Raw genomic sequence first — 25,890 nt, 5'->3', positions numbered from 1 at the left:
CCGCCCGGCGGGGCCGTCGAATGCCGGCGTGAAAAAGGCGGATTTGGGTCCGCCCTTCTCAATTGGCGGGCCGCGCAGCTATGAGCTGACGAACTGCAGGATCGAGGCGGGGCCGCTCATGACGTCGGGCGCAGCTCAGTCACCGAACACGCTGTCACGCGTCGCCGTCGCCTCGTCCTCGTCCGGGCGGGGCAAGGCCTGCCACGAGCTTGTCGACAAGCGGATGGATGTCACCGGAAGTCCGGCGATCGTGTGGAACGGGTTCATCGCTGATGGCATCGTCGTCAAGGTTTGGCGACGCCCGGACCCTTCATCCATCGATGCAATACGTGGAAGCGATCGCAGGACTATGCGGTCGGACGAGGCACGCCACGCGGGATGGACAACAAATCAAAAAGCGCCCGGACAAAGCCCGGAGCGCTTGCTGGCCTTTGATCGGGAGTGGCGTGCTGCGGGCGCTGGCCGAGGTTTCTACCAGTTGGTGAGCCGAGCCTCGACGCGAACGCTTTCATGCGTCTGGCTGATCCGCTTCGTGATCCCGAAAGGCTTGGTGGCGGGGCCTGCCGCGTCGACGACGAACGGCTCGGCGGGCTTGCTCGCCCCGGCCGTCGCAACACCCTGCAGAACGTTCGCCGCGCCAAATGTGATCGCCAATGCTCCCAGCAGCATGCTTGCGGCCACGACCAAATGCCTCATCCCACACCTTCCCAAGATGTCCGGCGCCGCCCGCGCTCCATTGCCGATCGCGCCATCCCAAATGCCATACAGAGGTTCCACAAGTCTCTGCACTTCCGCCGCAGTAATATCTCCGGTTGTCGCGTAACGCCAGAAAATTCAGCATTGTCCTTAAAGGCTTGGACGCTGTTCTTGGTATCAGTCGTAAACTCTGCCAGACCTGTATGCGCCTTTAATCCCTTCAGAACTATGGACTAATTGGCTTCGGCTTCGGGGCAAGACCCGCCTTCACATCCGGAGTGTCACCTTCCGCGTTCAAACTACAGACAATCAATCCAAAATGTCGCAGTGACGCTGTGCTTAAAAATGGACCGACAGCCAAGACCGGTGAGCTTCGCTGCGGATCGCGGGTCGCGAATTTGTTACCGCCCGCACGAGCCAACACAGTTTGGTCTCTGGCCCCCGGTGCATGCGCGGCCTCACATCGCCATGACCGCGCGGCTTTGATGCGGTGAAACCGGGTGAGGACCGCTTTTGACGATCGCGCGCACGGCGCCAGAGGACAACGTCACGACGAACCGCCGTACCGAGCTGGACTGGCTGCGCATCGGCGCCTTCGCGCTGTTGATCCTCTTCCATATCGGCATGTTCTACGTGCCGTGGGAATGGGAGATTAAAAGCCCTCGCCTCGTGCCGTGGCTGCAGATCCCCATGGACTGGAGCACGCCATGGCGACTGCTTCTTCTGTTCGTCATATCGGGCGCCGCCACGCGTTTCATGAGCGTCAGGCTGGCCCCGCGCGCACTCTGGCAGTCGCGCAGTCTGCACCTTCTGCCGCCGCTCCTCTTCGCCGTCGTGGTTTTGACGCCGCCGCAGATGTATCTCAGGGCGATCGAGCAGTTCGGCTATCACGGCGATTTCGGCCACTTCCTGCGGCGCTATTTCGATTTCGACCGCAGCTTCTGCCGGCCGGACGACTGCCTGACGATGCCCAATTGGAACCATTTGTGGTTCGTTGCCTATCTCTGGATCTACACGAGCCTGCTTCTTGCCTTGCAAGCCTGCGTCCCGGGCCTGTTGACGCGCATGAGACATCTCGCGGGCCGTCAGCTTGGCGGATGGCGCCTTCTGGTCGTGCCGGCACTCGTGCTCGGCCTCGCCCACATCTGCCTCGAGCACTTCTTTCCCGAGACGCACGACCTGGTCGACGACTGGTACCTGCACGCGATCTTCTTTCTTGCCTTCCTGTTCGGATACCTGTTCATCTTTTCCGATGAGGTGTGGCGCGATTTCGTGATTCTTCGATGGATCGCCCTGCCAATCGCCCTGCTCTCGTATGCCGCTCATACCGCCTACATCCTGCACTTCCAGGGTGCCTCGTTCATCCCGCTCGACGTGAAGGTGCCGCTGTCCCTCGTGTATGGCTTCGAGCAATGGGCCTGGATCGTCGTGGCCTTCGGGTTTGCGCGGCGTCATCTTGCAAGCAGCGACGGAGCGGTGCGCCGTTACCTGACCGAGGCGATCTTTCCCTATTACATCGTTCATCAGCCGGCGATCATCTTCGTCGCCTACGAACTCGCCAAGCTTCGTCTGCCATTGGCGCTGGAGGCGACGATCCTCATCGGCTCGACGGGCGTGATATGTGCGCTCACCTTCGAGGTGGTGCGCCGCGTTTCCCTGCTGCGGCCGTGGTTCGGCCTGAAGCCCGCACGCTCCGGCGAGCGCGACGCGGCGTGGCCGCGCCTGCGGCACTGGCGGAACCGGATCGCCCCCAACCTCCGCGAAATGCCCTAGCCTTGCCGACGGCGCGCATCGGCGCATGCACGATCTTTTCGGTAATGCCCTCCATGTCCGCCAGAGGGGGCGGCTGGGCAAAGTTGCGCTGCACCCGTTCTACCGTTGCCCAAGAATGACTTCGGCCTCGATGACATCCAGCGGCTCGTCCCGCATCAGGGCCTCGAAGGCACGCAATCGCTTGTAGATGGAGATCAACGACACGATCGTCGTCCAGGACTTGACCAGGTACTGGAACGATCCCTCGACCCGGCCGAAGGCGCGAATGATCTGCTGCATGGCGCCCAGGGTCAGACCTCCGGCAACGATCGAAGGCGCGAGGGCCACGTAGGGGACCAGCACGCCGGCCTGCAAGTAGCCATAACGGACGATGTTGAAATAGAGAAAGTTCCAATAGAGGCGGAAGTAGTTCGCCCGTACGTCACGGAACAGCCCTTGCAAGGTCGGCGGCTGCGCGCGGTCGGCGTTGTCTTCGCCCAGGACGAGCTCCTTGCGATAGGCCGCCTCCACGCGCTGGTTGCGGAATTCGAGCCCCGGCAGCCGGATGCCGGCAAAAGCGAGGCCGGCAGTGCCGATCGCCGCCCATATGACCGCGACGAAGACGAGCGCCTGTGGAACTTCGCCGACGAGAGGCAACTCCTTCACGTATGCGGATAGTCCCCACAGGATCGGCAGGAACGCGATCAGGGTCATCAGCGCATCGATCAGGCTCGCCCCGAGTTGTTCCAGGGTGGATGCAAATCGCTGCGTGTCTTCCTGGATGCGCTGCGAGGCGCCTTCGATGTGCCGCAGCCGGTGCCAGTTGGCGACATAGAAGTCGTTCATCGCCGTGCGCCAGCGGAAGACGTAGTGGCTGGTGACGAAGGCGGTCAACACGGCGGTAGTGATGTAGACGAGCGCGATGCCCCCGAACGTTGCAAGCTGGCCGAAGAACTGCTCCTGCGTGACGGCGTTCGGCTTTCCCAGAGCCTGTTGGACCATATTGTAGAAGGTGCCGAACCAGCTGTTGATCATCACGTCGAGCTGAACCTGGAACCAGAGGAAGAAGACGATGAATGCCGAAACGCCGATCGACCAACGGAACCAGCGATGCGGCATGAGCCAGCCGACCAATCCGACGAAGAGAGCGCCGGCGACGATCATGTACTGGTAGAGCCAGATGTTGCGCGCGGTCTCGACGGCGACGGCGGTCCCGTCGGCGCCGGCCGGTGGATAGGAAAAGCTGACCAGCCCGCCGAGGCTGAGCTGAGGGCCGAGGTCACGGGCGGAGCCGTACCAGAAGGCTATGCTGAGCGCCGTCCACAGGACCGCCGCCGGGAACAAAAGCCTCGGGTTCGGGAAGAACGAGGAGAACATCACTCATCAATAGCGCCGGAACCACGCGCCGGCCATGTGGGCTCCTACGCTGGATCGGGCCGGCAGACAGGTGGGGCCCTCGAACGTTTCGATCGGGGCGCTGGCACGGGACGACACTCGGTCTGCATGTCCGCCAGGGATGGAGTTGTTGCCGTCGGCGACCAATCGACCGTACGCTGCAGTCGGTCAGGCTGAGTGCTTGCTGGCTATGGCCAATCCAAGAGGGGATGGGAACATGGCGATCTACATGTACCAGGCGGCATACACTGCCGAGTCGTGGGCTGCACAGATCAAGCAGCCGCAGAACCGTGTCGAGGCCGTAGGCCGACAAGCGTGCGAGGCCGTTGGCGGCAAATTGCTTGGTGGCTGGTATTGTTTTGGCGACTACGACCTGATCATCATCGCCGACGTGCCCAGCAACGAAGCCATGTCTGCCATCGCGTTGGCGATCGCCGCTGGTGGTGCCATCAAGTCCAGCAAGACGACCGTGCTGATGCCGGGTGCGGAAATCCTGGCGGCGCTGAAGAAGGCATCCGCCGTCGCCAAGACCTACAAGCCTGCCCGCTAGATCATCCGGATCTGCAGACTTCGACGGTTCGAGGTCTTTTAAGGCGGACGACGTCGGCGCATGTCGTCTCGCGTGCGGTCGTTGCCCCGCGCGCCGATTTGTCTTGCCCGCCCGGCTGCGGTGGCAGAACGCTCACCTTCCCCTCCGCGTGGCCAACCGATAGCCTCTGATCCGATGCGTGCGGGCGAGATCATCTTCACTGGAATGGAACGCGTGGTGTTTGGCCGCCCGGCCGCCGAGGTTGTGGCCGAAGCGGCCGATCGGCGCGGCGCCAAGCGGGTGTTCATCCTCGCCGGGCGCACGCTCAACCGTGAAACCGATGCGGTCCGGCAGATCGCCCGGGCACTCGGGCCGCGCTATGCCGGCGTGCATGACGAAATGCCCGCTCACAGTCCGCGCGACGCGGTGATCGCCTGCGCCAACAAGGCACGCGCCGCCGGTTGCGACCTGCTCGTCAGTGTCGGCGGCGGGTCGACGACCGACGGCGGCAAGGCCGTCACCATCTGCCTCGAACACGACATTCGCGAACCGGACGGGCTCGAGCCGTTCCGTACCGTGGTCGACGACACGACGGGCAAACGACGCTTCCCGCAATATCGGGCGCCGCGGGTGAGGCAGATCTGCGTACCGACCACGCTGAGCGGCGGCGAATTCAATGCGCGTGCCGGCGTCACCGAGCCCCGGCTGCGGCTGAAGCAGGCCTACATTCATCCAGGCATCATCCCGCTTGTGGTGATATTCGATCCCGCCATCACCGTGCACACGCCGGAACGGCTGTGGCTCTCGACCGGCATTCGCGCGGTCGATCATGCGGTCGAGACGTACTGCTCGATCGATGGCAACGCGTACACGGACAGCACCGCGCTGCAGGCCCTGCGTCTGCTCGGTCGCGGGCTGCCCGCGGTAAAACGCGATCCGGCGGACCTCGCGGCGCGGCTCGACTGCCAAATCGGCGCCTGGATCTCGATGACCGGCATCGTCAGCGGCACGCGCATGGGTGCCAGCCACGCGATCGGACATGTGCTCGGTGGCAGTGCCGGAGTGCCGCACGGCTACACTTCCTGCGTCATGCTTCCGGCCGTGCTCGCGTTCAATGCCGTGGTCAATGCCGACCGCCAGACGGAGATCAGCGCCGCGCTCGGCATGGCCAGTCAGCCGGCGGCCAAGGTGCTCGACCGCTTCATCACGGAGCTTGGCCTGCCGCGGCGTTTACGCGATGTCGGCATCGAGCGCGACGACCTGCAGCGCATCGCCACGAACTGCATGCTCGACGACTGGACCTTCAGCAATCCAAGGCCGATCCACGCGGCTCAGGAAATCGTGCCCATCCTCGAATCGGTCTATTGAGGTCATCGATGGACGAGACGTTCAAAGGCGGCTGTCTCTGCCGCACAGTTCGCTTCCGGGCGACGGGTAGCCCAAAAGGGGTGTTCTGGTGTCATTGCCAGAGCTGTCGACGGCACAGCGGCGCGCCCGTCTCCGTGTTCGTCGCCTTCGACCGCCAAGCTTACACCGTGACGGATGGGGCGATCGAGAAGTTCAAGTCCTCTCCCGGAACGACGCGCGGTTTCTGCCGAACCTGCGGTTCCACGCTCACCTGCGAGGTCGAGCAGATGCCAACCGAGACACATTTTCATGTTGGCGCGTTCGATAACCCGCACCGGCTCGTGCCAGCGAAGCATTTCTTCCGCGACGAGCAACTGCCCTGGCTGCACTTGTCCTGATCCGGCCGGGAATCACTGTCCCGCGATTATCCGCTGCAGAAAATCGCGCATGCGCACAATGGAGTTCTTGCTGGCGCCTTCGGTGAATTCGGCGCGATGTCCCCGTCAGGCCCCTCGGGCGGAGGGACAGGTCGAGCAGGTCGAAAGTGTGAAGCGCCCGCGATGGCGGAGAGGGTGGGATTCGAACCCACGGTACGCTTGCACGCACAACGGTTTTCGAGACCGTCCCGATCGACCACTCCGGCACCTCTCCCGCGGCCCGCTTATAGGGGGCGGCGTTCAGCGCGGCAACAACGCCGCTGGGCGTTGGAAAGTAAAGACTTTCCGGCGTTGACTTGGGGTCTGCCTTGCGTATATTCCGCGCCTTCTCCGGCGGGTCACAGGCCCGCCGCGCTCTTTCGCGCTTGCCGGCATCTTGGGCTCCAACCCGCCAATTCCCCAAGGAATGGTGGTCTCGTCCGGGACAGGCGGGCCTCAGCCGGGTGTCCCTATGATCGCCGTTATCCGCACGGGTGGAAAGCAATATACGGTCGCCGCCGACGACACGCTCACCGTGGAGCGGATCGCGGGCGAGGCCGGCGCCAGGGTCGAATTCACCGACGTCCTGATGGTGGGCGACAAGGTGGGCGCCCCGACGGTCGCGGGGGCCAAGGTCGTTGGCTCGATCGTCAAGCAGGCCCGCGGGCCGCACCTGATCGTCTTCAAGAAGCGCCGTCGCCAGAATTCGCGGCGCAAGAACGGTCACCGCCAGGATCTGACGGTGGTCAAGATCGAACAGATCGTCGCCTGATCGAGAGAGCGACCGGAGTACTACGATGGCACACAAGAAGGCAGGCGGCTCGTCACGTAACGGCCGCGACTCGGATGGGCGGCGCCTCGGCGTGAAGCGCTTCGGTGGCCAGAAGGTCCTGGCCGGCAACATTCTCGTCCGCCAGCGCGGCACCAGGATGGACGCCGGCGAGAACGTCGGTGTGGGCCGCGACCATACGCTGTTCGCCACCGTCGACGGCGTCGTGACCTTCCGCACCCGCAGCGGCGGCAAGGTCGAGGTGAACGTGTTCCCGGCGCCGGCCCAGGCCCCGGGCAAGATGGCTGCCGAATAGCCCTTCCCGCACCAAAGGAATCCTGAGGGGGAGCGGCTCGGCCGTTCCCCTTTTTTCGTTTCCGGACCCACCATGAAATTCCTCGACCAGGCCAAGATCTACATCCGCTCCGGCAATGGCGGCGCCGGCTGCGTGGGCTTTCGCCGCGAGAAGTTCATCGAGTTCGGCGGACCGGACGGCGGCGACGGCGGACGCGGCGGTGACGTGATCGCCGAATGCGTCGACGGCCTCAACACGCTGATCGACTACCGCTATGCGCAGCATTTCAAGGCCGAGACCGGCCATCACGGCATGGGCAGCCAGCGCACGGGCGGCAAGGGCAAGGACGTCGTCCTGCGCCTGCCGCGCGGCACACAGATCTTCGACGAGGACAACGAGACCCTGCTCGCCGATCTCACCGCGGTGGGCCAGCGCATCGTGCTCGCCAAGGGCGGTGATGGCGGCTACGGCAACCTGCACTACAAGAGCTCGACCAACCGCGCGCCGCGCCGCGCCGACAAGGGCTGGCCGGGCGAGGAGCGCTGGATCTGGCTTCGTCTGAAGCTCATCGCGGACATCGGCCTGGTGGGTCTTCCCAATGCCGGCAAGTCGACATTTCTCTCGGCGACCTCGAATGCCCGGCCCAAGATAGCCGACTATCCCTTCACCACGCTGCATCCCGGCCTCGGCGTGGTGAAGGTCGGCAGCCGTGAGTTCGTGATGGCCGACATCCCAGGCCTGATCGAAGGCGCGCACGAAGGCGCGGGCCTCGGCACCCGCTTCCTCGGTCATGTCGAGCGCTGCCGCGCGCTCCTCCATCTGGTCGATGGCACGCAGGACGACGTCGCCGCTGCCTACCGCACCGTTCGCACCGAGCTCAAGGCGTATGGCGGCACGCTTGCACGCAAGAAGGAGATCGTGGCGCTCAACAAGACCGACGCCATGACCGACGAAGATATCGAGGCCAGGCGCGCCGCACTCGCCAAGGCGAGTCGCAAGACCGTGCACCTGATCTCCGGCGTCTCCGGCCGCGGCGTGCAGCCTTTGTTGCACGAGCTGATGAAGCTCGTCGACAAGCAGCGCCACGGGCAGCGCGACGGCGCGAAGGAAGCGGCATGACCGCGCTGACCAGCTCCAGGAGGCTGGTCGTGAAGATCGGCTCCTCGATTCTGGTCGATGAAGCCAAGGGCCAGATCCGCCGCGATTGGCTGGAAGCACTCGCCGACGACGTGGCGCGCCTGCACCGCAAGGGCAGTGAGGTCGTGCTGGTGTCGTCCGGTGCCATCCGGCTCGGCCGGACCTCTCTCGAGCTCCCCTCGGGGCCGCTGAAGCTCGAGGAGAGCCAGGCCGCCGCCGCGACGGGCCAGATCCGGCTCGCCCATGCTTACCAGGCGGCCCTCGCCCGGCACGGCATCACCGTGGCACAGGTGCTGCTGACGCTCGACGATTCGGAGGAGCGCCGGCGCTATCTCAATGCCCGGCAGACCATGGCGACACTGCTCAGACTTGGCGCGGTGCCGGTGATCAACGAGAACGACACGGTCGCGACCGACGAGATCCGCTTCGGCGACAATGACCGGCTGGGGGCACGCGTCGCCGAGATGATCTCGGCCGACACGCTGGTGCTGTTGTCCGACATTGACGGCCTCTACAGCGGCGACCCGCGAGCCGATGCCAGCGCCCGGTATATTCCCGAAATCCGTGAGATCACGCCGGAGATCGAAGCGATGGCCGGCGCCGCCGCTTCGCAATTCGCCAACGGCGGCATGGTGACCAAGCTGATCGCCGGCCGCATCGCCATGGCCGCCGGCTGCCGCATGGCGATCGCCGACGGGCGGCAGGTCGGCGCGCTCGGCGCATTGATCGACGGCAAGGCGCGCTGCAGCTGGTTCCTGCCGGATGCCTCGCCGCTCTCGGCGCGCAAGAAGTGGATCAAGGGGTCGCTGAAGTCGGCTGGCGCGCTGGTCGTCGATGACGGCGCGGTGCGGGCCCTCTCTTCCGGCAAGAGCCTGCTGCCGGCCGGCGTCACCGCCATCGACGGGGAGTTCAAGCGCGGCGACGTGGTCGACGTGAAGGATCGCTCCGGCCGACTCCTGGCGCGCGGCCTGGTCGCCTACGCCGCCGAGGATGCCCGTCGCATCGCCGGTCGCAAGAGCGCGGAAATCGAAGAATTGCTGGGTTTCCGTGGCCGGGACGAGATGGTTCACCGGGACGACCTCGTGGTCGAATGAGCTATACTGGTGCCGGGATGAACGTCCAGACGAAGACGCCAGAGGATGCCGCTGCGGTGACAGCCGTGCTCGGCCAGCGCGCCAAAGCGGCAGCCGCCGCGCTGCGCAATGCCACGACCGAGGCCAAGAACCGCGCGCTCGTCGAGGGCGCGCGCCTGATCCGCGCCGAGAAGGCTGCGATCCTCTCGGCCAATGCGCGCGACATCGAGGCCGCCAAGGCGGCCGGCATGGCGAGCGCCCTGCAGGACCGGCTGCTGCTGAACGACGCGCGCATCGAGAGTATGGCAAAGGGTCTCGATGACATCGTCGCCCTGCCCGATCCGGTCGGTGTCGAGATCGAGCGCTGGCAGCGGCCGAATGGACTGGTCATCAGCCGCGTGCGCGTCCCGATCGGCATCATCGGCGTGATCTACGAGGCCCGGCCCAACGTAACCGCCGACGCCGGTGCGCTCTGCATCAAGTCGGGCAACGTCGTCGTGCTGCGCGGCGGCTCCGACAGCTTCCATTCCTCCCGCAGCATCGTCGAGTTGCTGCGTCGGGCCCTGAAGGTGGCGGGCCTGCCGGAGGATTGCGTGCAACTCGTGCCGACGACGGATCGCGCCGCCGTGGGCGAACTCCTGAAGGCGATGGACTGGCTCGACCTGATCGTACCCCGCGGCGGCCGGTCGCTGATCGACCGTGTCACGCAGGAAAGCCGTGTGCCTGTCCTGCGCCACTATGACGGCATCTGCCATGTCTATGTCGACCGCGACGCCGATATCGACATGGCGCGCGATCTTGTCGCCAACGCCAAGATGCGGCGTGTCAGCGTATGCGGCGCCGCCGAGACCCTGCTGATCGATCGCGCCGCGCTCGACACGCACCTGATGCCGGTGCTCGCGAAGCTGCACGAACTGGGCTGCGAGGTGCGGGGCGACGCCGAGGTCCGCAAACGCGATACCAGGGCATTGCCGGCCACCGAGAAGGATTGGCGCAGCGAATATCTCGAGCCGATCATCTCCGTGGCTGCGGTCGACGGCGTCGAGGGTGCGGTCCGTCACATCGCGACCTACGGCAGCCAGCATACCGAGGCCATCGTGACCGCCAATCAGGCCACCGCGGACCGGTTCCTGAACGAGGTCGACAGCGCCATCGTGATGCACAATGCCAGCACCCAGTTCGCCGATGGCGGCGAGTTCGGACTGGGCGCGGAGATCGGCATCTCGACCAACCGCATGCATGCGCGCGGTCCCGTCGGCCTGGTGGAACTCACGACCTACAAGAACGTCGTGCGGGGCAAGGGCACACTGCGTCCATGAGTTCGTCGTGAGTTCGACCCATCATCCCATGCCCGGGGTGCCCCGCGACACACGGCGGCGCGTCGGACTCTTGGGTGGATCGTTCAATCCCGCCCATGAAGGCCATCGCCATGTGAGCCTCGAGGCGTTGAAACGACTCGGCCTCGACGAGGTCTGGTGGCTGGTCTCGCCGCAAAATCCGCTGAAGAGCGGCGACGGCATGGAGCCGCTCGCGGCACGGCTGGCGCGCGCCAGAAAGCTCGGCCGCCACCCGCGGATCAGGGTCGAAGCGCCGGAACTGCTGCTCGGCACGCGCTATACCCTCGATACCGTCCAGGCGTTGAAGCGGCTCTATCCGCGCGCGCGCTTCGTCTGGTTGATGGGCGCCGACATCCTACCGCAGCTCGTGCACTGGGAAGGCTGGCGCGACCTGTTCGGTGCCATTGTGATCGCCGCCTTTGCCCGACCCGGGTGGGGATACGCCGCCCTGCAGTCGGCAGCCCCCCGCGCTTTCGCACGTTACCGCCTTGATGCGGGACAGGCGCGGCAGCTCGCGGATCGCGGTCCGCCGGCCTGGTGCTTTATCCCGAGCCGTCTCGACAGCCATTCGGCCACGGCGATCCGGGCCGTCCGGCCGAAACGGACCAGAACGAAAGGAAAGACCATCTCCGATCCGATCCGCCCGCTTCCTGACGGAAGCAACCCGGCCAGCGCCCAGCTTGCGCTGGTGCGCCGCTCGCTCGAAGACGACAAGGCCGAGGACGTCATCGTCATCGATCTCAAAGGCAAGTCGTCTTTTGCCGACTATATGGTGATCGCCTCGGGCCGCTCGAACCGTCAGGTCGTGGCCATTGCGGATCATCTCGCCGAGCGGCTGAAACAGGCGGGCCAGGGCTATATCCCGGTCGAAGGCAAGCCGGGCGGCGACTGGGTCCTTGTCGACGCCGGCGATGTCGTCGTTCACATTTTCCGGCCGGAACCGCGAGCCTTCTACGCACTGGAGAAGATGTGGGCGCTGGAGAATGACGCCGCCGTCAAGCCCAAGGCGATCAAGTCGGCGCGCCGCACTCGGGCGCGCTAGTCGCCGTGAAGCTCACGATCGCCGCGATCGGCCGCGCCGGCCGCGGTCCGGGGCGCGATCTCTATGATCACTATGCCGATCGCATCCGCTGGCCACTTGTCCTGCGCGAGGTCGAGGAGAAGCGCAAGCTGCCAACCGTGGACCTGATACGTCGGGAGGGCGAGCTTCTGCTGGCCGCCGCACCGCCTGGGGCCATGCTGGTGGCCCTGGACCGGCGCGGCAAGGACATGGACAGCAAGGCCTTCGCCCGCCAGCTCGGTCGTTGGCGCGACGAGTCGGTCTCCGATGTCGCCTTCCTGATCGGCGGCGCCGAGGGCCATGCCGAGGCATTGCTTCAGAAAGCCGCGCTGGTGCTGTCGTTTGGCGCCATGACGTGGCCCCACCAGCTTGCCCGGGCAATGCTCGCGGAGCAGATCTACCGCAGCCAGCAGCTTCTGGCCGGCCATCCTTATCACCGGGCCTGAGAATTGGTGTCGATTTGCCTCTGTTCTGACGAAAAACCCGGGCTACATTGGCTTCCATGCATCCCCTCCGTTCCCGGTCCGCCATCGCCGTGGTCGCGCTCGCCGCGGCGGTAGCGGCGCTTTCCACGGCGTCGGTCGCCCAGACCCCGGCTGCGGACACACCCGCTGCCAAGCCGGTGCGCAGCATCCCCTACGTGTCGATCACCGGCGAGGACGGCAGACAGCGCAACTACGAGACCAATGCCATTCCGCTGCTTTTCAACCGAGCCTGCTTCGGCTGGCGCATGTATCTCGGCGGCCCCACCCGTACCGTGTCGCTCACCGAGGTGCTGACCACGTCGAAGCCCGCGGAACAGGTCATTGCCGGACCCGAGACCGAGGTGAGCGCCGACAAGACCAAGGCCACTACCCGCATGCGCGAGGTGGTCCAGGACGGGATCCTGCAGCGCTCCTGGTGCATCATCCCGGGCGACCCGCCGGGCACCTATACCTACGACATCACGATCGACGGCGAGCCGCGCGGCGAGTTCGTGTTCTGTGCCATCGAAATTCCCGACCAGAATCCGAACATCGACCCGCGCGACCTGCATTGTCCCAACAAGTTCAACTCGGTCGAGCGCGGGCGACCTTACAGCCTTCCCAAGGCCTCGTGATGCCGGGTTCCCGCCCTCGCCCCGCCATCCTCTGCATCCTGGATGGCTGGGGCTTCCGCACCGATCCCCGCGACAACGCCATCCTCGACGCGAGGACGCCGAACTATGACCGGCTGATCGCCACCTGTCCGCAGGGCCTGATCGACGCTTCGGAAACGTTCGTTGGCCTGCCCAAGGGTCAGATGGGCAATTCGGAAGTCGGCCACATGAATCTCGGCGCCGGCCGGGTGGCCGTACCCGACCAGCCGCGCATCGACAAGGCCATCGAGAACGGCTCGCTGGCAAAGAACAAGATCCTGGCCGAGCTGATCGCCGACTTGAAGAAGAGCGGTGGCGCCTGCCATCTGATGGGGCTTGCCTCGCCGGGCGGCGTGCATGCCCATCAAGATCACCTGGTCGCGCTCGCCAACATGATCGCGGGCGCCGGCGTGTCGGTCTGGATCCACGCTTTCCTCGACGGTCGCGACATGCCGCCCCGCAGCGCGCATGACTGCCTGAAGGAAATCAAGGCCGGCCTCAAGCAGGGTCTCCCGATCCGCTTCGCGACGGTGACCGGCCGCTTCTATGCCATGGACCGCGACAAGCGCTGGGACCGTGTGAACGCCGCCTACGACGCGCTGGTCGATGCCCGGGGCAAGCAGGCGGCGAAGACCGCCGACGAGGCCGTCGACAAGGCCTATGCCGCCGACAAGAACGACGAGTTCGTCGAGCCCACCGTCATCGATGGCTACAAGGGGATGAAGGATGGCGACGCCATCCTGATGTTCAACTACCGCTCCGACCGGGCGCGTGAAATCCTCACGGCGCTGGTCGATCCCATGTTCGACGGCTTCAGGCGCAGCCGGCTGGTCAAGTTTGCCGACGCCGTCGGCATGGTTGAATATTCCGCGGCGCTGAACGAATTCCTGAAAACGCTCTTTCCGCCTCTGACCATCCCGATGGGGCTGGGCGAGACGGTATCGCGCGCCGGTCTCAAGCAGCTGCGCATCGCCGAGACCGAAAAGTACGCGCACGTCACCTTCTTCTTCAATGGCGGCGAGGAACGGCAGTTCGAGGGCGAAGAGCGCATCCTCGTGCCCTCGCCCAAGGTTCAGACCTACGACCTCAAGCCGGAGATGAGCGCGCCGGAGGTAACCGACAAGCTCGTAGAGGCGATCGGTTCAGGCAAGTTCGACCTGATCGTGGTCAACTACGCCAATTCCGACATGGTCGGCCATTCGGGCGAGCTTCCGGCGGCCATCGAGGCGGTGGAAGCGGTCGATGCTTGCCTGGGGCGCCTCATGGACGCGGTGAAGAAGGCCGGCGGCGTGCTCCTAGTTACGGCCGATCACGGCAATGCCGAGCAGATGTTCGACGAGGCGACCGGCCAGAAGCATACGCAGCACACCCTCAACCGGGTCCCGGCCTTGCTTTTCAACGCCCCGGCCAAGGTCCGCTCGCTGGGCGACGGCAAGCTGGCCGACGTCGCCCCGACCATGCTGGCCCTGATGGGCGTGCCGCAACCCAAGGAAATGACGGGTCATTCCCTGCTGTCCGAAGCATCGCGGCCTCCGGTGCTTGCGGTGCCGCATCACGCCGTCGCGGCACTGGCATGAATGTGAAGGCCTCCGAGCCGCCCCTCGCCTTGATCCCGCCAAAGACGGGCGGGTATCCTAGTTTCCAACGCCCGTTGATCCTTTTCGCCCGACCGGCTGCCGGCAGGCATCGTTTTACAAAGGCTCCCCAATGACCCGTTTGCGCTTCGTCTCCATCGCCGCGACCCTGGCGTTCCTCGCCGTGCCGGCCGTCGTACCTGTCTCGGCGCAGGACAAGACCGACAAGAAAGGGCCCGGCAGCGACAAGAGCGAGCTCTATCAGCAGCTCAATCTCTTCGGCGACGTTCTTGAGCGCATCCGCCGCGACTATGTCGAGCCGGTCGACGAAAAGTCCCTGATCGAGAACGCGATCAACGGCATGCTGGCCTCGCTTGATCCGCATTCGAGCTACATGAACCCGAAGAACTACAAGGATATGCAGGTCCAGACGCGGGGTGAGTTCGGCGGGCTCGGCATCGAAGTCACGATGGAGAACGGCATCATCAAGGTGGTGTCGCCGATCGACGATACGCCCGCCTCGAAGGCCGGCCTCCAGTCGGGCGACCTGATCTTCGCGCTCGACGGACAGCCGGTGCAGGGACTGACCTTGCAGGAAGCCGTCGAAAAGATGCGCGGCAAGATCGGCTCGTCGATCAAGATCTCGGTGAAGCGCGGCAACAAGGATCCGTTCGATGTCACCCTGACGCGCGAAAACATCAAGGTGAAGTCGACGCGCTGGCATATGGAGGGGGGCGATGTCGGCTACATCCGCGTCACCTCCTTCACCGAGCAGAGCACGTCGGGCGTGCTCGATGCCGTCGATCACATCAAGAAGGAGGCGGGCAACAAGCTGAAGGGCTATGTCCTCGATCTGCGCAACAATCCCGGCGGCCTCCTGGATCAGGCCATCTCGATGGTCGACGCCTTCCTCGACAAGGGCGAGATCGTTTCCGTCAAGGCGCGCAAGCCGGAGGATGTGCAACGCTGGAACGCCAAGGCGGGCGACGTCGCCAACGGGCTACCGATCGTCGTGCTCGTGAACGGCGGCTCGGCCTCGGCCTCGGAGATCGTGGCCGGTGCCCTGCAGGATCACCATCGCGCGATCATTCTCGGCACCCGCACCTTCGGCAAGGGGTCGGTGCAGACCATCATGCAGGTGACCGGCGGCGGCGCCATCCGCCTCACCACGGCGCTTTATTTCACGCCGTCCGGCCGCTCGATCCAGAAAGAAGGCATCAAGCCCGACATCGAGGTTCAGCAGGCAAAGGTCGAAAACATCGAGTCGCGTCCGGGCTTCCGCGAGGAGAACCTGCGCCGCTCGATCGCCAACCCCATCGACAAGCCGGCCGACAAGAAGTCGGTGACGCCGCCGCCGGACGCCAACGCCAAGCCCGCGAAGCCCGGCGACAAGCAGCCCTCCGGCGAGACGACGCCAGGCGGAGCGCCCTCCCCCGAGGCGACCACCGACCCGAACGAGCCGCCGAAGGAAGGGGTGCAGGACTATCAGTTGCTGCGCGCCGTCGATCTGATCCGCGGCATCTCGCTCTACGCGAGCAACCGCCCCAACTGACGCGGCACGCGCGCGACCCGACATGGCGGACGAGCCGCGCACCGGCAAGCCCCTCGTCCGCTGGCGATCTCTCGCAAGCCTGCTCAGCGGCCCGTTCGCCGCCTACGGGCTGGTCATCGGGCTGACGATGGCTTGTGCGGCGCTGGTCTATCTTGAGGTCGACCGGCCGCCGCCGCTCGTCGAGGAGGCCGCGGCTGCCGCGCTGGCGCCGGCCCCGTCCCAGCCGGTCAATTCCCTGAAGTTGCCGTCCCGGCGACCCCAGTCCCTCGATTTCCGAATGCTTACGCTTGCCGAACGCGGCGACATGATCGAGACCACGCCTGACGGCTTGCGCCTGCCCAAGATTTCGTCCGATGGCTGGATGCCGTGGATCGCCTATGCCCGCCGCTATGATCCCGATGGCCCGGCGGCCCGGGTCGGGCTCCTGATGATCAATGTCGGGGCCGACGAAGCGTTGATGATGCGGATGATCAACGAGTTGCCGGGTGAAGTCAGCCTTGCCTTCATGCCGGGAACACCCGACCTGCCGAAATGGATGAAGCGTGCGCATGCGCACAACCACGAAACGTATCTGATGATGCCGGTGGAGGATCCGGAGGGCGTCGGCGAACGCGGCATCCGTCCCATTTCCGCGAAAGCGGATAGCGGCGAAAACGTGCAGCGCCTGAGGGAGGCGATGGCGCGCGGCGAGGGTTATGTCGGCTTCGTCATGCCGGATGCAGGGCCGGTCTCGCAATCCGAGGAAATTGCCCGGTCTCTGATGGAGGAGATTGCCGGTCGAGGCCTAGGACTGGTCGAGGTCAATCCCGGACCGGCGCCGACGGTGATGCATCGGCTCGCGACCGAGCTCGGTGTCGGCTACGCCCGCACCTCGACCATACTCGACTACAAGCTGGCGCGTAACGGGCTCGAGGGCAATCTTGATCGGCTGGCCGAATGGACCGGCGAGAACTGGCCCGGCCGGCCACCGCGTCACGACTTCGGCGTGCTGCAGCCGGACGATGCAGCCATCGACGCCATCGTGGCGTGGCGCAAGCGGCTGGCCAACCAGCACGCCGTTTCACTGGTGCCGATCATTGGCCACTTCGAATGCCGCGCTGCCTGCATGGCCCGGCTGCGTGCCCAGCCTGACCAGCTTCGGCCGTGATCCGGGGCATCCCCGAATTCTACCGGCCGAATGTCGGGTTGGTACTGATCGCCCGCGACCGGCGGATCTTCGTCGGAGAGCGCACCGGCATGCGGGGCGCCTGGCAAATGCCCCAGGGCGGCGTCGACCATGGTGAAACGCCGGTCGAGGCTGCCTGTCGCGAGCTCGCCGAGGAAGTCGGCACGACCCGCGCGCTGCTCCTGCGCGAGAGCAGCGACTGGCTGACCTACGACTTTCCGCCCGAGATCGATCTCGGGCGCTGGGAGGGTCGCTGGCGCGGCCAGGCGCAGAAATGGTTCGCGCTCGCCTTCACCGGCACTGACGCCGATATCGACATCCGCACGCACGACCATGAATTCGAGGCATGGCAATGGGCCAGGCCTGCCGACGTGCTCGGCTGGATCATCCCCTTCAAGCGCCCGGTGTACGAAAGGGTCTTGGAGGAGTTCTCCGATCTGATTTCCTAGCTCAAAGGCCGCTGGCGGCAAGCTGGCTCGAGCGGCGGCGCAGGAACCAGAGGCCGGCACGCGTCATCAGGGTGTTGAGTCGGCCCTGCGGCTCGAGGCCCACCGCCTTCAGCACCATCGCCATCGCGCGCTGCACGTGCGTCCGCCGATAGAGTGGATAGGCGCGCCGAGCATAGGCTTCCCTGTAGCGCTTGCGGTCGTAGACCGCATCCGCAGGCTCGTTGGCCGCGAAGTAGGCGTAGGCCAGCTCGTCGTCCTCGCTCTCGGCCAGCCGGCTCCAGCCGATGCGCAAGCGACTCCATCTGCTCAGCCGGTCGCGCTTCAGGCAACGCCGCAAATGATCATAGAAGAGCTTGTAATGGCGAAACTCGTCGGCCGCGATCCTGGCGCATATCTGCTTCAGTACCGGCTCGTCCGTGGCATCCCGGAGCGCACTGTAGTAGGAGCTGGTGCCGGTTTCGACGATGCAACGCGCCATCATCTCGCCGGCCTGGCTGCCGCGGACAGACGCCGTCGCCTCGAGCGGCAGCCTGTAGCCTCGGCGGAAGCGCTCGAAAGCGGCGTCGAAATTCCATGCCGGATCAGCAAGCTGTACCCAGCGCCCGAGCGCCATGCCGTGCTGTATCTCCTCCACCGCCCAGCGGTCGACATCCTCGACGACCATCGGATCGTCGACGAACACGCGGCCGAGATAGGTGCCGTAGTCCGCGCCGTTGCGCTCCACCATGGCGGCCGCCTTGATGTTGCGCAGGATCTCCGGATCGACCTTCGAGCCATCGAAGCGATCCCACGCAATCGAATCGAGTGTCCAGTTACCCATGGTTCAGAGCTCCCGGCGACCGTCGTCCAATTTTAATAAAGCCAGCCGGCGCCCGGTTTCAATGGGGCCGGAAGGGGACAATTCGGACAGATTATTTCGCGTCGGGAGTGAAGTTAGCGAGCGGCATAGTAGGCTTGGGCGCGACGCAGGTCCTTCGCGACCGCGAGATCCTTCTGTGCGGCAGCCTTTTCGGCATCGTTCGCCGCATCGACCAGGTCACGCTCGGCCGCACGCTCGCGTTCGGCGAGTTGCTCGGCCGTCACCTCGGCGAACGGGATCGCCTCGTCGGCCAGCACCGTACAACGCTCCGGCGTCACTTCGGCGAAACCGCCCACCACGATGAAGCGCTGCTCGACCTTGTTGCCCTGGATGACCTCGAGCACCCCCGGACGGACGGTCGAGATCAGGGGTGCATGGCCATGCAGGACGCCGAAGTCGCCCTCGCTGCCGGGTACCACGACCATGTCGGCGTCGGTGGCGAGCAACTCGCGCTCTGGCATGACCAGACGAAAGGAGATCTTCGCCATCGGCTAGGCCGCGTCGCCAGCGAGTTTCTTGGCCTTGGCCACGGCCTCCTCGATGGTACCGACCATGTAGAAGGCGGCCTCCGGCAGCTCGTCGTACTCTCCCGCGACGATGCCCTTGAAGGCCTTGATCGTGTCCTCGAGCTTCACGAAAACGCCCGGAGTGCCGGTGAAGACCTCGGCGACATGGAACGGCTGGCTGAGGAAGCGCTGGATCTTGCGGGCGCGCGCCACGACCAGCTTGTCCTCTTCGGAGAGCTCATCCATGCCCAGGATCGCGATGATGTCCTGCAGCGACTTGTACTGCTGCAGCACGCGCTGGACGGACAGCGCCACCTGATAGTGCTCCTCGCCAACGATCCGCGGATCGAGCATACGCGAGGTCGAATCGAGCGGGTCGACAGCGGGAAAGATCGCCATTTCGGCGATCGAGCGGCTGAGCACCGTCGTGGCATCCAGATGGGCGAACGAGGTGGCGGGAGCCGGATCGGTCAAGTCGTCGGCCGGCACGTAGATCGCCTGCACCGAGGTGATCGAACCCTTCTTGGTCGAGGTGATGCGCTCCTGCAGGGCACCCATGTCGGTCGAGAGCGTCGGCTGATAGCCCACCGCGGACGGAATGCGGCCGAGCAGCGCCGACACTTCCGAGCCTGCCTGGGTGAAGCGGAAGATGTTGTCGACGAAGAACAGCACGTCCTGACCCTCGGCGTCGCGGAAGTACTCCGCCACGGTGAGGCCCGACAGCCCGACGCGTGCACGCGCACCAGGCGGCTCGTTCATCTGGCCGTATACCAGCGCCACCTTCGAGCCCGGGCCGTCGAGCTTGATGACGCCCGATTCGATCATCTCGTGATAGAGGTCGTTGCCCTCGCGGGTGCGCTCGCCGACGCCAGCGAACACCGACACGCCGCCGTGCGCCTTCGCGACGTTGTTGATCAGCTCCATGATTGTCACGGTCTTGCCGACGCCGGCGCCGCCGAACAGGCCGATCTTGCCGCCCTTGGCGTAGGGAGCCAGCAAATCGATGACCTTGATGCCCGTGACCAGGATCTGGGCCTCCGTCGACTGCTCGACGAACTCGGGCGCGCCGCGATGAATCGGCAACGTCGACTTCGCATTCACCGCGCCGCGCTCGTCCACCGGCTCGCCGATCACGTTCAGGATGCGGCCAAGCGTCTCGGGACCGACGGGCATGGCGATCGGACCGCCGGTATCGATCGCCTTCTCGCCGCGGACCAAACCGTCGGTGGTGTCCATCGCGATCGTGCGTACCTCCGACTCGCCCAGATGCTGCGCCACTTCGAGTACCAGCTTGCGGCCGCCGGCATCGACATGCAGCGCGTTCAAGATGTTCGGCAGATCGGCGTCGAAGTGCACGTCGACGACCGCGCCCGTGATTTGGGTGATCGTGCCGATATTGTTGGAGGCCATGACGGTTCCCTTTCCTTCGATTGCGTGCGGCGCGGCCTAGACGGCCTCGGCGCCGGAAATGATCTCGATGAGCTCCTTGGTGATCGATGCCTGGCGCGAGCGGTTCATCTGCAGCGTCAGCTTCTTGATCACTTCTCCGGCGTTGCGCGAGGCGTTGTCCATCGCCGTCATCTGCGAGCCGAAGAAACTCGCCGCGTTTTCCAGCAGCGCGCGGAAGATCTGGACGGTGAGGTTGCGGGGCAGCAGGTCGGCCAGGATCTCGGCCTCGTCGGGCTCGAACTCGTAGACCGCGCCACCCGAAGTGGCGGGCGCCGCCGTCTCCGGTGCCGGCGGAGGGATAAGCTGCTGGACGGTGACGATCTGCGTCATCGCCGACTTGAAGCGATTGAAGATCACCGTGGCGACATCGAACTCGCCCTCTTCGAAGAGCTCCGTGACGCGGTTCGACACCTTTTGAGCGTCGGCGAAGGAGACGCGTGGCCGGCCAAGATCGGTGATGGTGTCGATGATCAGTGCGCCATAGTCGCGGCGTAGCTGGTCGCGCGCCTTGCGGCCGACCGCCAGCACCTTGATGGTCTTGCCCTCAGCCTGCAGCGCGCGGATGGTCCGCCGTGCCTCGCGCACGATCGAGCTGTTGAACGCGCCGCACAGGCCGCGGTCGGCGGTGGCGACGATCAGCAGATGGACCTTGTCGGAGCCGGTGCCCGACAGGAGCTTCGGCCCCGCCCCCCCCTTGAAGCTCGACGCCAGCGTCGCCATGACCTTGTCCATGGCCTCGGCATAGGGCCGCGCCGCCATGGCGTTCTCCTGGGCGCGGCGCAGCTTGGCGGCCGCCACCATCTTCATGGCCTTGGTGATCTTCTGCGTCGACTGGACGCTTCGGATCCTGAGCCGGTAGCTCTTCAGGCTGGGCATCGGCTCAGGCGAACTTCTTGGTGAAGTCGGTCAGAAATGCCTTCAGCTTCTCGTCGGTCTCCTTCACGATCTCGCGCTTGTCGCGGATCGAGGCCAGGATTGAGCCCTCGGCGCGCAGCGCGTCGAGCATCTGGCGCTCATAGTCGCCGATGCGGCCGACCGGCAGGCCATCGAGGAAGCCGCGCGTGCCGGAGTAGATCGAGGCGACCTGCTCTTCGACTGGCATTGGCTGGTACTGGCCCTGCTTCAGAAGCTCGGTCAGCCGCTGACCACGCGCCAGCAGGCGCTGGGTGGTGGCGTCGAGGTCGGAGGCGAACTGGGCGAAAGCCGCCATCTCGCGGTACTGCGCCAGCTCGAGCTTCATGGTGCCGGCAACCTGCTTCATTGCCTTGATCTGCGCGGCCGAGCCGACGCGGCTTACCGACAGACCGACGTTGATCGCGGGCTTGATGCCTGCGTAGAACAACTCGGCCTCGAGGAAGATCTGACCATCGGTGATCGAGATCACGTTGGTCGGGATGTAGGCCGAGACGTCGCCGGCCTGCGTCTCGATGACCGGAAGCGCCGTCAGCGAGCCCGAGCCGTTCTTCTCGTTGAGCTTCGCGGCGCGCTCGAGCAGACGGGAGTGGAGGTAGAACACGTCGCCCGGATAGGCTTCACGGCCCGGCGGCCGGCGCAGCAGCAGGGACATCTGGCGGTACGAGACGGCCTGCTTGGACAGGTCGTCGTACACGATCACGGCGTGCATGCCGTTGTCGCGGAAATACTCGCCCATGGCACAGCCCGTGTAGGGCGCCAGGAACTGCATTGGCGCCGGATCGGACGCGGTGGCGGCGACGACGATGGAATATTCCATCGCGCCGTTGTCCTCGAGCGTCTTCACGATCTGGGCCACGGTCGAGCGCTTCTGGCCGACCGCGACATAAACGCAGTAGAGCTTGCGGCTCTCGTCGGTGCTCTTGTTGATGGTCTTCTGGTTGAGGAAGGTATCGACCGCGACGGCGGTCTTGCCGGTCTGGCGGTCGCCGATGATCAGCTCACGCTGGCCGCGTCCGATCGGCACCAGCGAGTCGAGGGCCTTGAGGCCCGTCTGCATCGGCTCGTTCACCGACTTGCGCGGAATGATGCCCGGTGCCTTCACCTCGACGAGGCGGCGTTCGGTCGCCTGGATGGGGCCCTTGCCGTCGATCGGATTGCCGAGACCGTCGACCACGCGGCCGAGCAGGCCCTTGCCCACCGGTACGTCGACGATCGCGCCGGTGCGCTTGACGGTGTCACCTTCACGGATGGTGCGGTCTTCACCGAAGATCACGACGCCGACATTGTCCTTCTCGAGGTTGAGCGCCATGCCCTTGATGCCGCCGGGGAACTCGACCATCTCGCCGGCCTTGACGCTGTCGAGGCCGTAGACGCGCGCGATGCCATCGCCGACGGAGAGGACCTGACCAACCTCGGCGACCTCGGCCTCGGTGCCGAAGTTGGCGATCTGTTGCTTCAGAATGGCCGAGATTTCAGCGGCACGGATATCCATTTAGGCAACTCCCTTCATGGCAAGCTGCAGGCGCTGCAGCTTGCTGCGGATGGACGAATCGAACAGGCGCGAGCCGACTTTGACGACGAGGCCGCCGAGAATGTCGGGATTGACATGCGCATCGATGGAAATCTTGGCACCGCCCAAGACGCCGCGCAGCGTGTCGGCGAGTTGCTGCAACTGGGCATCGGAAAGCGGCACGGCGGTGGTCACGATGGCCGTGGTCTCGCCGCGGCGTCGCGCCAGCTCGGCGAGGAAGGCCGCCGCCATCGCCGGCAACTCGCGCGCGCGGCCGTTGGCGGCGACCGTGCCGATGAAGTTGCGCGTGAGACCCTGGATGCCCGCGGCATCGAGCACCGCCAGCAGCGCTTTGCCCTGCATTTCGCGGCCGATGATCGGACTGGCGATCAGATGGGCAAGCTCGGCGCTTTCGCCGACGAACTTGCGGAGGGTCGTGAGGTCCTGCGCAACCTGATCGAGCGCACGGGCATTGTCTGCCAGCTCGAACAGGGCGCTGGCATAGCGTCCGGCAACGCCTGATGTGGCGGAGGTAGCGTCTGACACGTCGAAGGCCTCTCCCCTGCCGTTGGCCGGCCGATAAGCTCTTGGAAATACTAAATCTTTTCCGGAAGAACGCCCCTCGTCACGTGCCGCCCCGGGCCGGAAAAGCGCGCGGTGCTACCATGCGTCCTTTCCCGGCGCAAGATTGCTAAAGGCCCGTATTACCTGCCTTTTCGGCATCCCTTGGGTCACAGGAAGGAGTAGGGATCGATGTCGATCTGCAGCCGCACCGACCCGGGCAGGCCGACTTGCGCAAGCCACGCATGCAGCAGCGGTTGCACTGCAACATCGCGACCAACCTTGAGCAGGAGTCGACGCCGATGCCGACCCCGCAACAGCGCAAGCGGCGCAGTCGAAGGTCCGAGCACGGTGACCCCCGGCTGGTGCGGTGCGCGGCGCGCGAGCGCAGCGCAGACATTGTCCACGGCCGCCGGATCGCCGCCGGAAATGATGAGGGACGCCAGCCGCCCGTATGGTGGCATTCCGGCGGCTGCGCGATCAGCTAACTCGGCTGCGACGAAGCGGTCACGATCGTTGGCGACCAGCGCCTGCATCACCGGATGTTCGGGCATATGCGTCTGCACCAATGCGCGGCCGGGACGATCCTGGCGCCCGGCGCGGCCAGCGACCTGGTAGAGGAGCTGGAAAGTGCGCTCGGCCGCGCGCAGATCGCCGCCGTTCAACCCGAGATCGGCATCGACCACGACGACCAGCGTGAGACTGGGAAAGTGATGGCCCTTCGCCGCCATCTGGGTACCGATCAGGATGTCGATCTCGCCCGCGATCATCCGCTCGACGGCCGCCGTCGCCTCGTGCCGGCTGGCCAGCGTGTCCGAGGTGAACAGTTCCAGCCTCGCGTCCGGAAAAAGCGCATGCGCTTCCTCCGCCAGACGTTCGACGCCGGGGCCGCAGGCCACGAACTGGTCGGTCGTGCCGCAATGCTTGCAGGCGATCGCCGGCGGCTCGTTGTAGCCGCAGTGATGACAGATGAGCGTGCGACGGAAGCGATGTTCCACCAGCCAGGCCGAGCATTGCGGACACTCGAGCCCGTGCCCGCAGGCGCGGCACAGCGTGATCGGCGCATAGCCGCGGCGATTCAAGAACAGAAGAACCTGCTCGCCGGTTTCCAGCGTCTGCTTCATCGCCTCGACGACCGGCGGCGACAGCCAATGGCCGCGCGCCGGCGGGTTCTTGCGCAGATCGACGGCCGACAAGGAGGCAAGCTGCTGGCCACCATGCCGCGCCGGCAGATGCAGCGCACCGTAGCGACCGGCCGTCACGTTGGTGATGCTCTCGAGCGACGGCGTCGCCGATGCCAGTATGATCGGTGCCGAGACGAGCCGAGCGCGCACCACGGCCATGTCGCGTGCGTTATAAGTCACGCCGTCTTCCTGCTTGAAGGAGCTGTCATGCTCCTCGTCGACCACGATCAGGCCCAGCTTCGGGAACGGCAGGAACAAGGCCGAGCGCGCGCCTACCACGACCTTCACCCGACCGTCGGCGATGCCCCGCCACGTCTCGCGCCGTTCCAGGCTCGTAAGATCGGAGTGCCATGAGGCGGGGATGGCACCGAAGCGATCCTCGAAGCGCTTCAGCCATTGCGCCGTAAGCGCGATCTCGGGCAGCAGCACCAGCACCTGCCTGCTCTCGGCAAGAGCGGCCGCTATCGCCTCGAAGTAGACTTCGGTCTTGCCGGCGCCGGGCACGCCGTCGAGCAGCGTCGCGGAAAAGGCATGCGCCTTCACTTTCGAGGCAAGAGCTTCGGCCGCGTGCTCTTGCGCCTCCGAAAGAGCAGGGCCGTCTCGCAGGCCGTCCGGCTGCGGAAAGGAGCGCCGCACCTCGCGCTCTACGGCCTGCAGCAGCCCTGCTGCAGCCATCGTCTTCACCACGGACGTACCGACACCCGCGTGGTGCGCAAGCTCGGTGGCCGGCATTGCCGGGCCGTCTTTCAGCACCTCCAGCACGCGCCGGCGTCCGGCCGTAAGTCTCGGGTCTCCGTCGATGGCCGCCCGTGCCGGACGATAAACCATTTCCTTTCTGGGGGCTTGTAGGGCTGACGCCGAGCTCATGGTCATGCGCAACACTGCGCCGGGCGGCGTGAGCGTGTATGCCGCAACCCAATCGACGAAACGCCGCAGCGCATCGGCCATCGGCGCCGCCGGAAGGATATCCGCTATATCGCGCAGCTTCTCGGGTGCCACCTCGCCCGTACCCTCGCCCCACACGACACCCACCGTTTCGCGCCTGCCCAGCGGCACGATCACAAAGGCTCCTGCCGCAACCTCGAGGCCCTCGGGCACGCTGTAGTCGTAGGCGTCGGCAAGGGGCAGCGGCAGCAGGACGCGCACTGTTCTGACGCCGGTGTTTTCCACCGATCCCGGGCGCGCCGATTCCATCCCCTCGTCTTGTGGCTGCGAGGGTGAATCGCTAGAAATTGTGGCGGCA

At 65.5% G+C, this 25,890-nt stretch carries 24 protein-coding genes, 1 tRNA gene and 1 pseudogene; 16 read left to right on the top strand and 10 right to left on the bottom strand.

What is annotated here, in order from left to right:
- Positions 1 to 471 precede the first annotated feature (471 nt).
- Positions 472 to 696 (bottom strand): hypothetical protein, encoded by a 225-nt coding sequence (locus VH499_RS22760; RefSeq protein WP_332055057.1) that lies wholly within the window; start codon positions 694 to 696, stop codon positions 472 to 474.
- 513 nt (positions 697 to 1,209) lie between these two features.
- Here VH499_RS22760 and VH499_RS22755 point away from each other — a divergent pair.
- Positions 1,210 to 2,469, top strand: a complete 1,260-nt coding sequence (locus VH499_RS22755) for an acyltransferase family protein (protein ID WP_332055056.1) — start codon at positions 1,210 to 1,212, stop codon at positions 2,467 to 2,469.
- Between the two features lie 99 nt (positions 2,470 to 2,568).
- Here VH499_RS22755 and sbmA read toward each other — a convergent pair whose 3' ends face one another.
- Positions 2,569 to 3,825, bottom strand: a complete 1,257-nt coding sequence (gene sbmA, locus VH499_RS22750; RefSeq protein WP_332055055.1) for a peptide antibiotic transporter SbmA — start codon at positions 3,823 to 3,825, stop codon at positions 2,569 to 2,571.
- A 235-nt stretch (positions 3,826 to 4,060) separates the two neighbouring features.
- On the opposite strand from sbmA, the gene VH499_RS22745 reads away from it, so the two are divergent.
- From VH499_RS22745 to VH499_RS22735, 3 genes are all read left to right on the top strand, one after another.
- On the top strand, positions 4,061 to 4,393 hold the full coding sequence (locus VH499_RS22745; RefSeq protein WP_332055054.1) for a GYD domain-containing protein: 333 nt from the start codon (positions 4,061 to 4,063) through the stop codon (positions 4,391 to 4,393).
- A gap of 174 nt (positions 4,394 to 4,567) precedes the next feature.
- Positions 4,568 to 5,740 (top strand): iron-containing alcohol dehydrogenase, encoded by a 1,173-nt coding sequence (locus VH499_RS22740; RefSeq protein WP_332055053.1) that lies wholly within the window; start codon positions 4,568 to 4,570, stop codon positions 5,738 to 5,740.
- An 8-nt stretch (positions 5,741 to 5,748) separates the two neighbouring features.
- Complete coding sequence (locus VH499_RS22735; protein ID WP_332055052.1) at positions 5,749 to 6,117, top strand: GFA family protein; 369 nt, start codon at positions 5,749 to 5,751, stop codon at positions 6,115 to 6,117.
- Positions 6,118 to 6,280: 163 nt separating this feature from the next.
- Here VH499_RS22735 and VH499_RS22730 read toward each other — a convergent pair.
- A tRNA-Ser gene (locus tag VH499_RS22730) sits at positions 6,281 to 6,370 on the bottom strand.
- Between the two features lie 237 nt (positions 6,371 to 6,607).
- Here VH499_RS22730 and rplU point away from each other — a divergent pair.
- The 12 genes and pseudogenes from rplU to VH499_RS22670 all read left to right on the top strand — a co-directional run.
- Positions 6,608 to 6,901, top strand: a pseudogene (gene rplU, locus VH499_RS22725) (50S ribosomal protein L21); the annotation flags it as partial.
- 31 nt (positions 6,902 to 6,932) lie between these two features.
- On the top strand, positions 6,933 to 7,220 hold the full coding sequence (rpmA, locus tag VH499_RS22720; RefSeq protein WP_332055051.1) for a 50S ribosomal protein L27: 288 nt from the start codon (positions 6,933 to 6,935) through the stop codon (positions 7,218 to 7,220).
- Between the two features lie 72 nt (positions 7,221 to 7,292).
- Positions 7,293 to 8,318, top strand: a complete 1,026-nt coding sequence (obgE, locus tag VH499_RS22715; RefSeq protein ID WP_332055050.1) for a GTPase ObgE — start codon at positions 7,293 to 7,295, stop codon at positions 8,316 to 8,318.
- Positions 8,315 to 9,430, top strand: a complete 1,116-nt coding sequence (proB, locus tag VH499_RS22710; protein WP_332055049.1) for a glutamate 5-kinase — start codon at positions 8,315 to 8,317, stop codon at positions 9,428 to 9,430. Before obgE ends, proB begins: the two co-directional genes overlap by 4 nt.
- 17 nt (positions 9,431 to 9,447) lie before the next feature.
- Positions 9,448 to 10,728 (top strand): glutamate-5-semialdehyde dehydrogenase, encoded by a 1,281-nt coding sequence (locus tag VH499_RS22705; protein WP_332055048.1) that lies wholly within the window; start codon positions 9,448 to 9,450, stop codon positions 10,726 to 10,728.
- A gap of 7 nt (positions 10,729 to 10,735) precedes the next feature.
- Complete coding sequence (locus VH499_RS22700; RefSeq protein ID WP_332055047.1) at positions 10,736 to 11,788, top strand: nicotinate-nucleotide adenylyltransferase; 1,053 nt, start codon at positions 10,736 to 10,738, stop codon at positions 11,786 to 11,788.
- A 5-nt stretch (positions 11,789 to 11,793) separates the two neighbouring features.
- The gene (gene rlmH, locus VH499_RS22695) at positions 11,794 to 12,252 is read left to right on the top strand and encodes a 23S rRNA (pseudouridine(1915)-N(3))-methyltransferase RlmH (RefSeq protein ID WP_332055046.1); all 459 of its coding nucleotides are present in this window, start codon (positions 11,794 to 11,796) and stop codon (positions 12,250 to 12,252) included.
- 56 nt (positions 12,253 to 12,308) lie between these two features.
- Entirely contained in the window at positions 12,309 to 12,905 is a 597-nt protein-coding gene (locus VH499_RS22690) for a hypothetical protein (RefSeq protein WP_332055045.1), read from the top strand.
- Positions 12,905 to 14,500, top strand: a complete 1,596-nt coding sequence (gene gpmI, locus VH499_RS22685) for a 2,3-bisphosphoglycerate-independent phosphoglycerate mutase (RefSeq protein WP_332055044.1) — start codon at positions 12,905 to 12,907, stop codon at positions 14,498 to 14,500. The genes VH499_RS22690 and gpmI overlap by 1 nt, the downstream gene beginning before the upstream one ends.
- A 130-nt stretch (positions 14,501 to 14,630) precedes the next feature.
- On the top strand, positions 14,631 to 16,049 hold the full coding sequence (locus VH499_RS22680) for a S41 family peptidase (protein ID WP_332055043.1): 1,419 nt from the start codon (positions 14,631 to 14,633) through the stop codon (positions 16,047 to 16,049).
- A 22-nt stretch (positions 16,050 to 16,071) separates the two neighbouring features.
- A complete protein-coding gene (locus VH499_RS22675) occupies positions 16,072 to 17,196 on the top strand; it encodes a divergent polysaccharide deacetylase family protein (RefSeq protein WP_332055042.1) in 1,125 nt (374 codons plus the stop codon).
- Positions 17,193 to 17,663 (top strand): RNA pyrophosphohydrolase, encoded by a 471-nt coding sequence (locus VH499_RS22670; RefSeq protein ID WP_332055041.1) that lies wholly within the window; start codon positions 17,193 to 17,195, stop codon positions 17,661 to 17,663. The genes VH499_RS22675 and VH499_RS22670 overlap by 4 nt, the downstream gene beginning before the upstream one ends.
- Before the next feature lies 1 nt (position 17,664).
- On the opposite strand, the gene VH499_RS22665 is transcribed toward VH499_RS22670, so the two are convergent.
- The 7 genes from VH499_RS22665 to VH499_RS22635 form a co-directional block, all read right to left on the bottom strand.
- Positions 17,665 to 18,483 carry a ferritin-like domain-containing protein gene (locus tag VH499_RS22665; protein ID WP_332055040.1) on the bottom strand — a complete coding sequence of 273 codons (819 nt, stop codon included), beginning with the start codon at positions 18,481 to 18,483 and terminating at the stop codon, positions 17,665 to 17,667.
- 113 nt (positions 18,484 to 18,596) lie between these two features.
- Positions 18,597 to 19,010, bottom strand: a complete 414-nt coding sequence (gene atpC / locus VH499_RS22660; RefSeq protein WP_332055039.1) for an ATP synthase F1 subunit epsilon — start codon at positions 19,008 to 19,010, stop codon at positions 18,597 to 18,599.
- Positions 19,011 to 19,013: 3 nt separating this feature from the next.
- The gene (atpD, locus tag VH499_RS22655; protein WP_332055038.1) at positions 19,014 to 20,438 is read right to left on the bottom strand and encodes a F0F1 ATP synthase subunit beta; all 1,425 of its coding nucleotides are present in this window, start codon (positions 20,436 to 20,438) and stop codon (positions 19,014 to 19,016) included.
- A gap of 36 nt (positions 20,439 to 20,474) precedes the next feature.
- A complete protein-coding gene (locus tag VH499_RS22650) occupies positions 20,475 to 21,353 on the bottom strand; it encodes a F0F1 ATP synthase subunit gamma (RefSeq protein WP_332055037.1) in 879 nt (292 codons plus the stop codon).
- A gap of 4 nt (positions 21,354 to 21,357) precedes the next feature.
- Positions 21,358 to 22,884 carry a F0F1 ATP synthase subunit alpha gene (atpA, locus tag VH499_RS22645; protein ID WP_332055036.1) on the bottom strand — a complete coding sequence of 509 codons (1,527 nt, stop codon included), beginning with the start codon at positions 22,882 to 22,884 and terminating at the stop codon, positions 21,358 to 21,360.
- Positions 22,885 to 23,448 carry a F0F1 ATP synthase subunit delta gene (locus VH499_RS22640; protein ID WP_332055035.1) on the bottom strand — a complete coding sequence of 188 codons (564 nt, stop codon included), beginning with the start codon at positions 23,446 to 23,448 and terminating at the stop codon, positions 22,885 to 22,887.
- Positions 23,449 to 23,633: 185 nt separating this feature from the next.
- The gene (locus tag VH499_RS22635; RefSeq protein WP_332055034.1) at positions 23,634 to 25,841 is read right to left on the bottom strand and encodes a primosomal protein N'; all 2,208 of its coding nucleotides are present in this window, start codon (positions 25,839 to 25,841) and stop codon (positions 23,634 to 23,636) included.
- Positions 25,842 to 25,890 lie beyond the last annotated feature (49 nt).

Origin of the sequence: Reyranella sp. (genome assembly GCF_036558665.1) — a bacterium.
GTDB lineage: Bacteria > Pseudomonadota > Alphaproteobacteria > Reyranellales > Reyranellaceae > Reyranella.
This window is presented reverse-complemented; position numbering and strand designations above follow the sequence as displayed.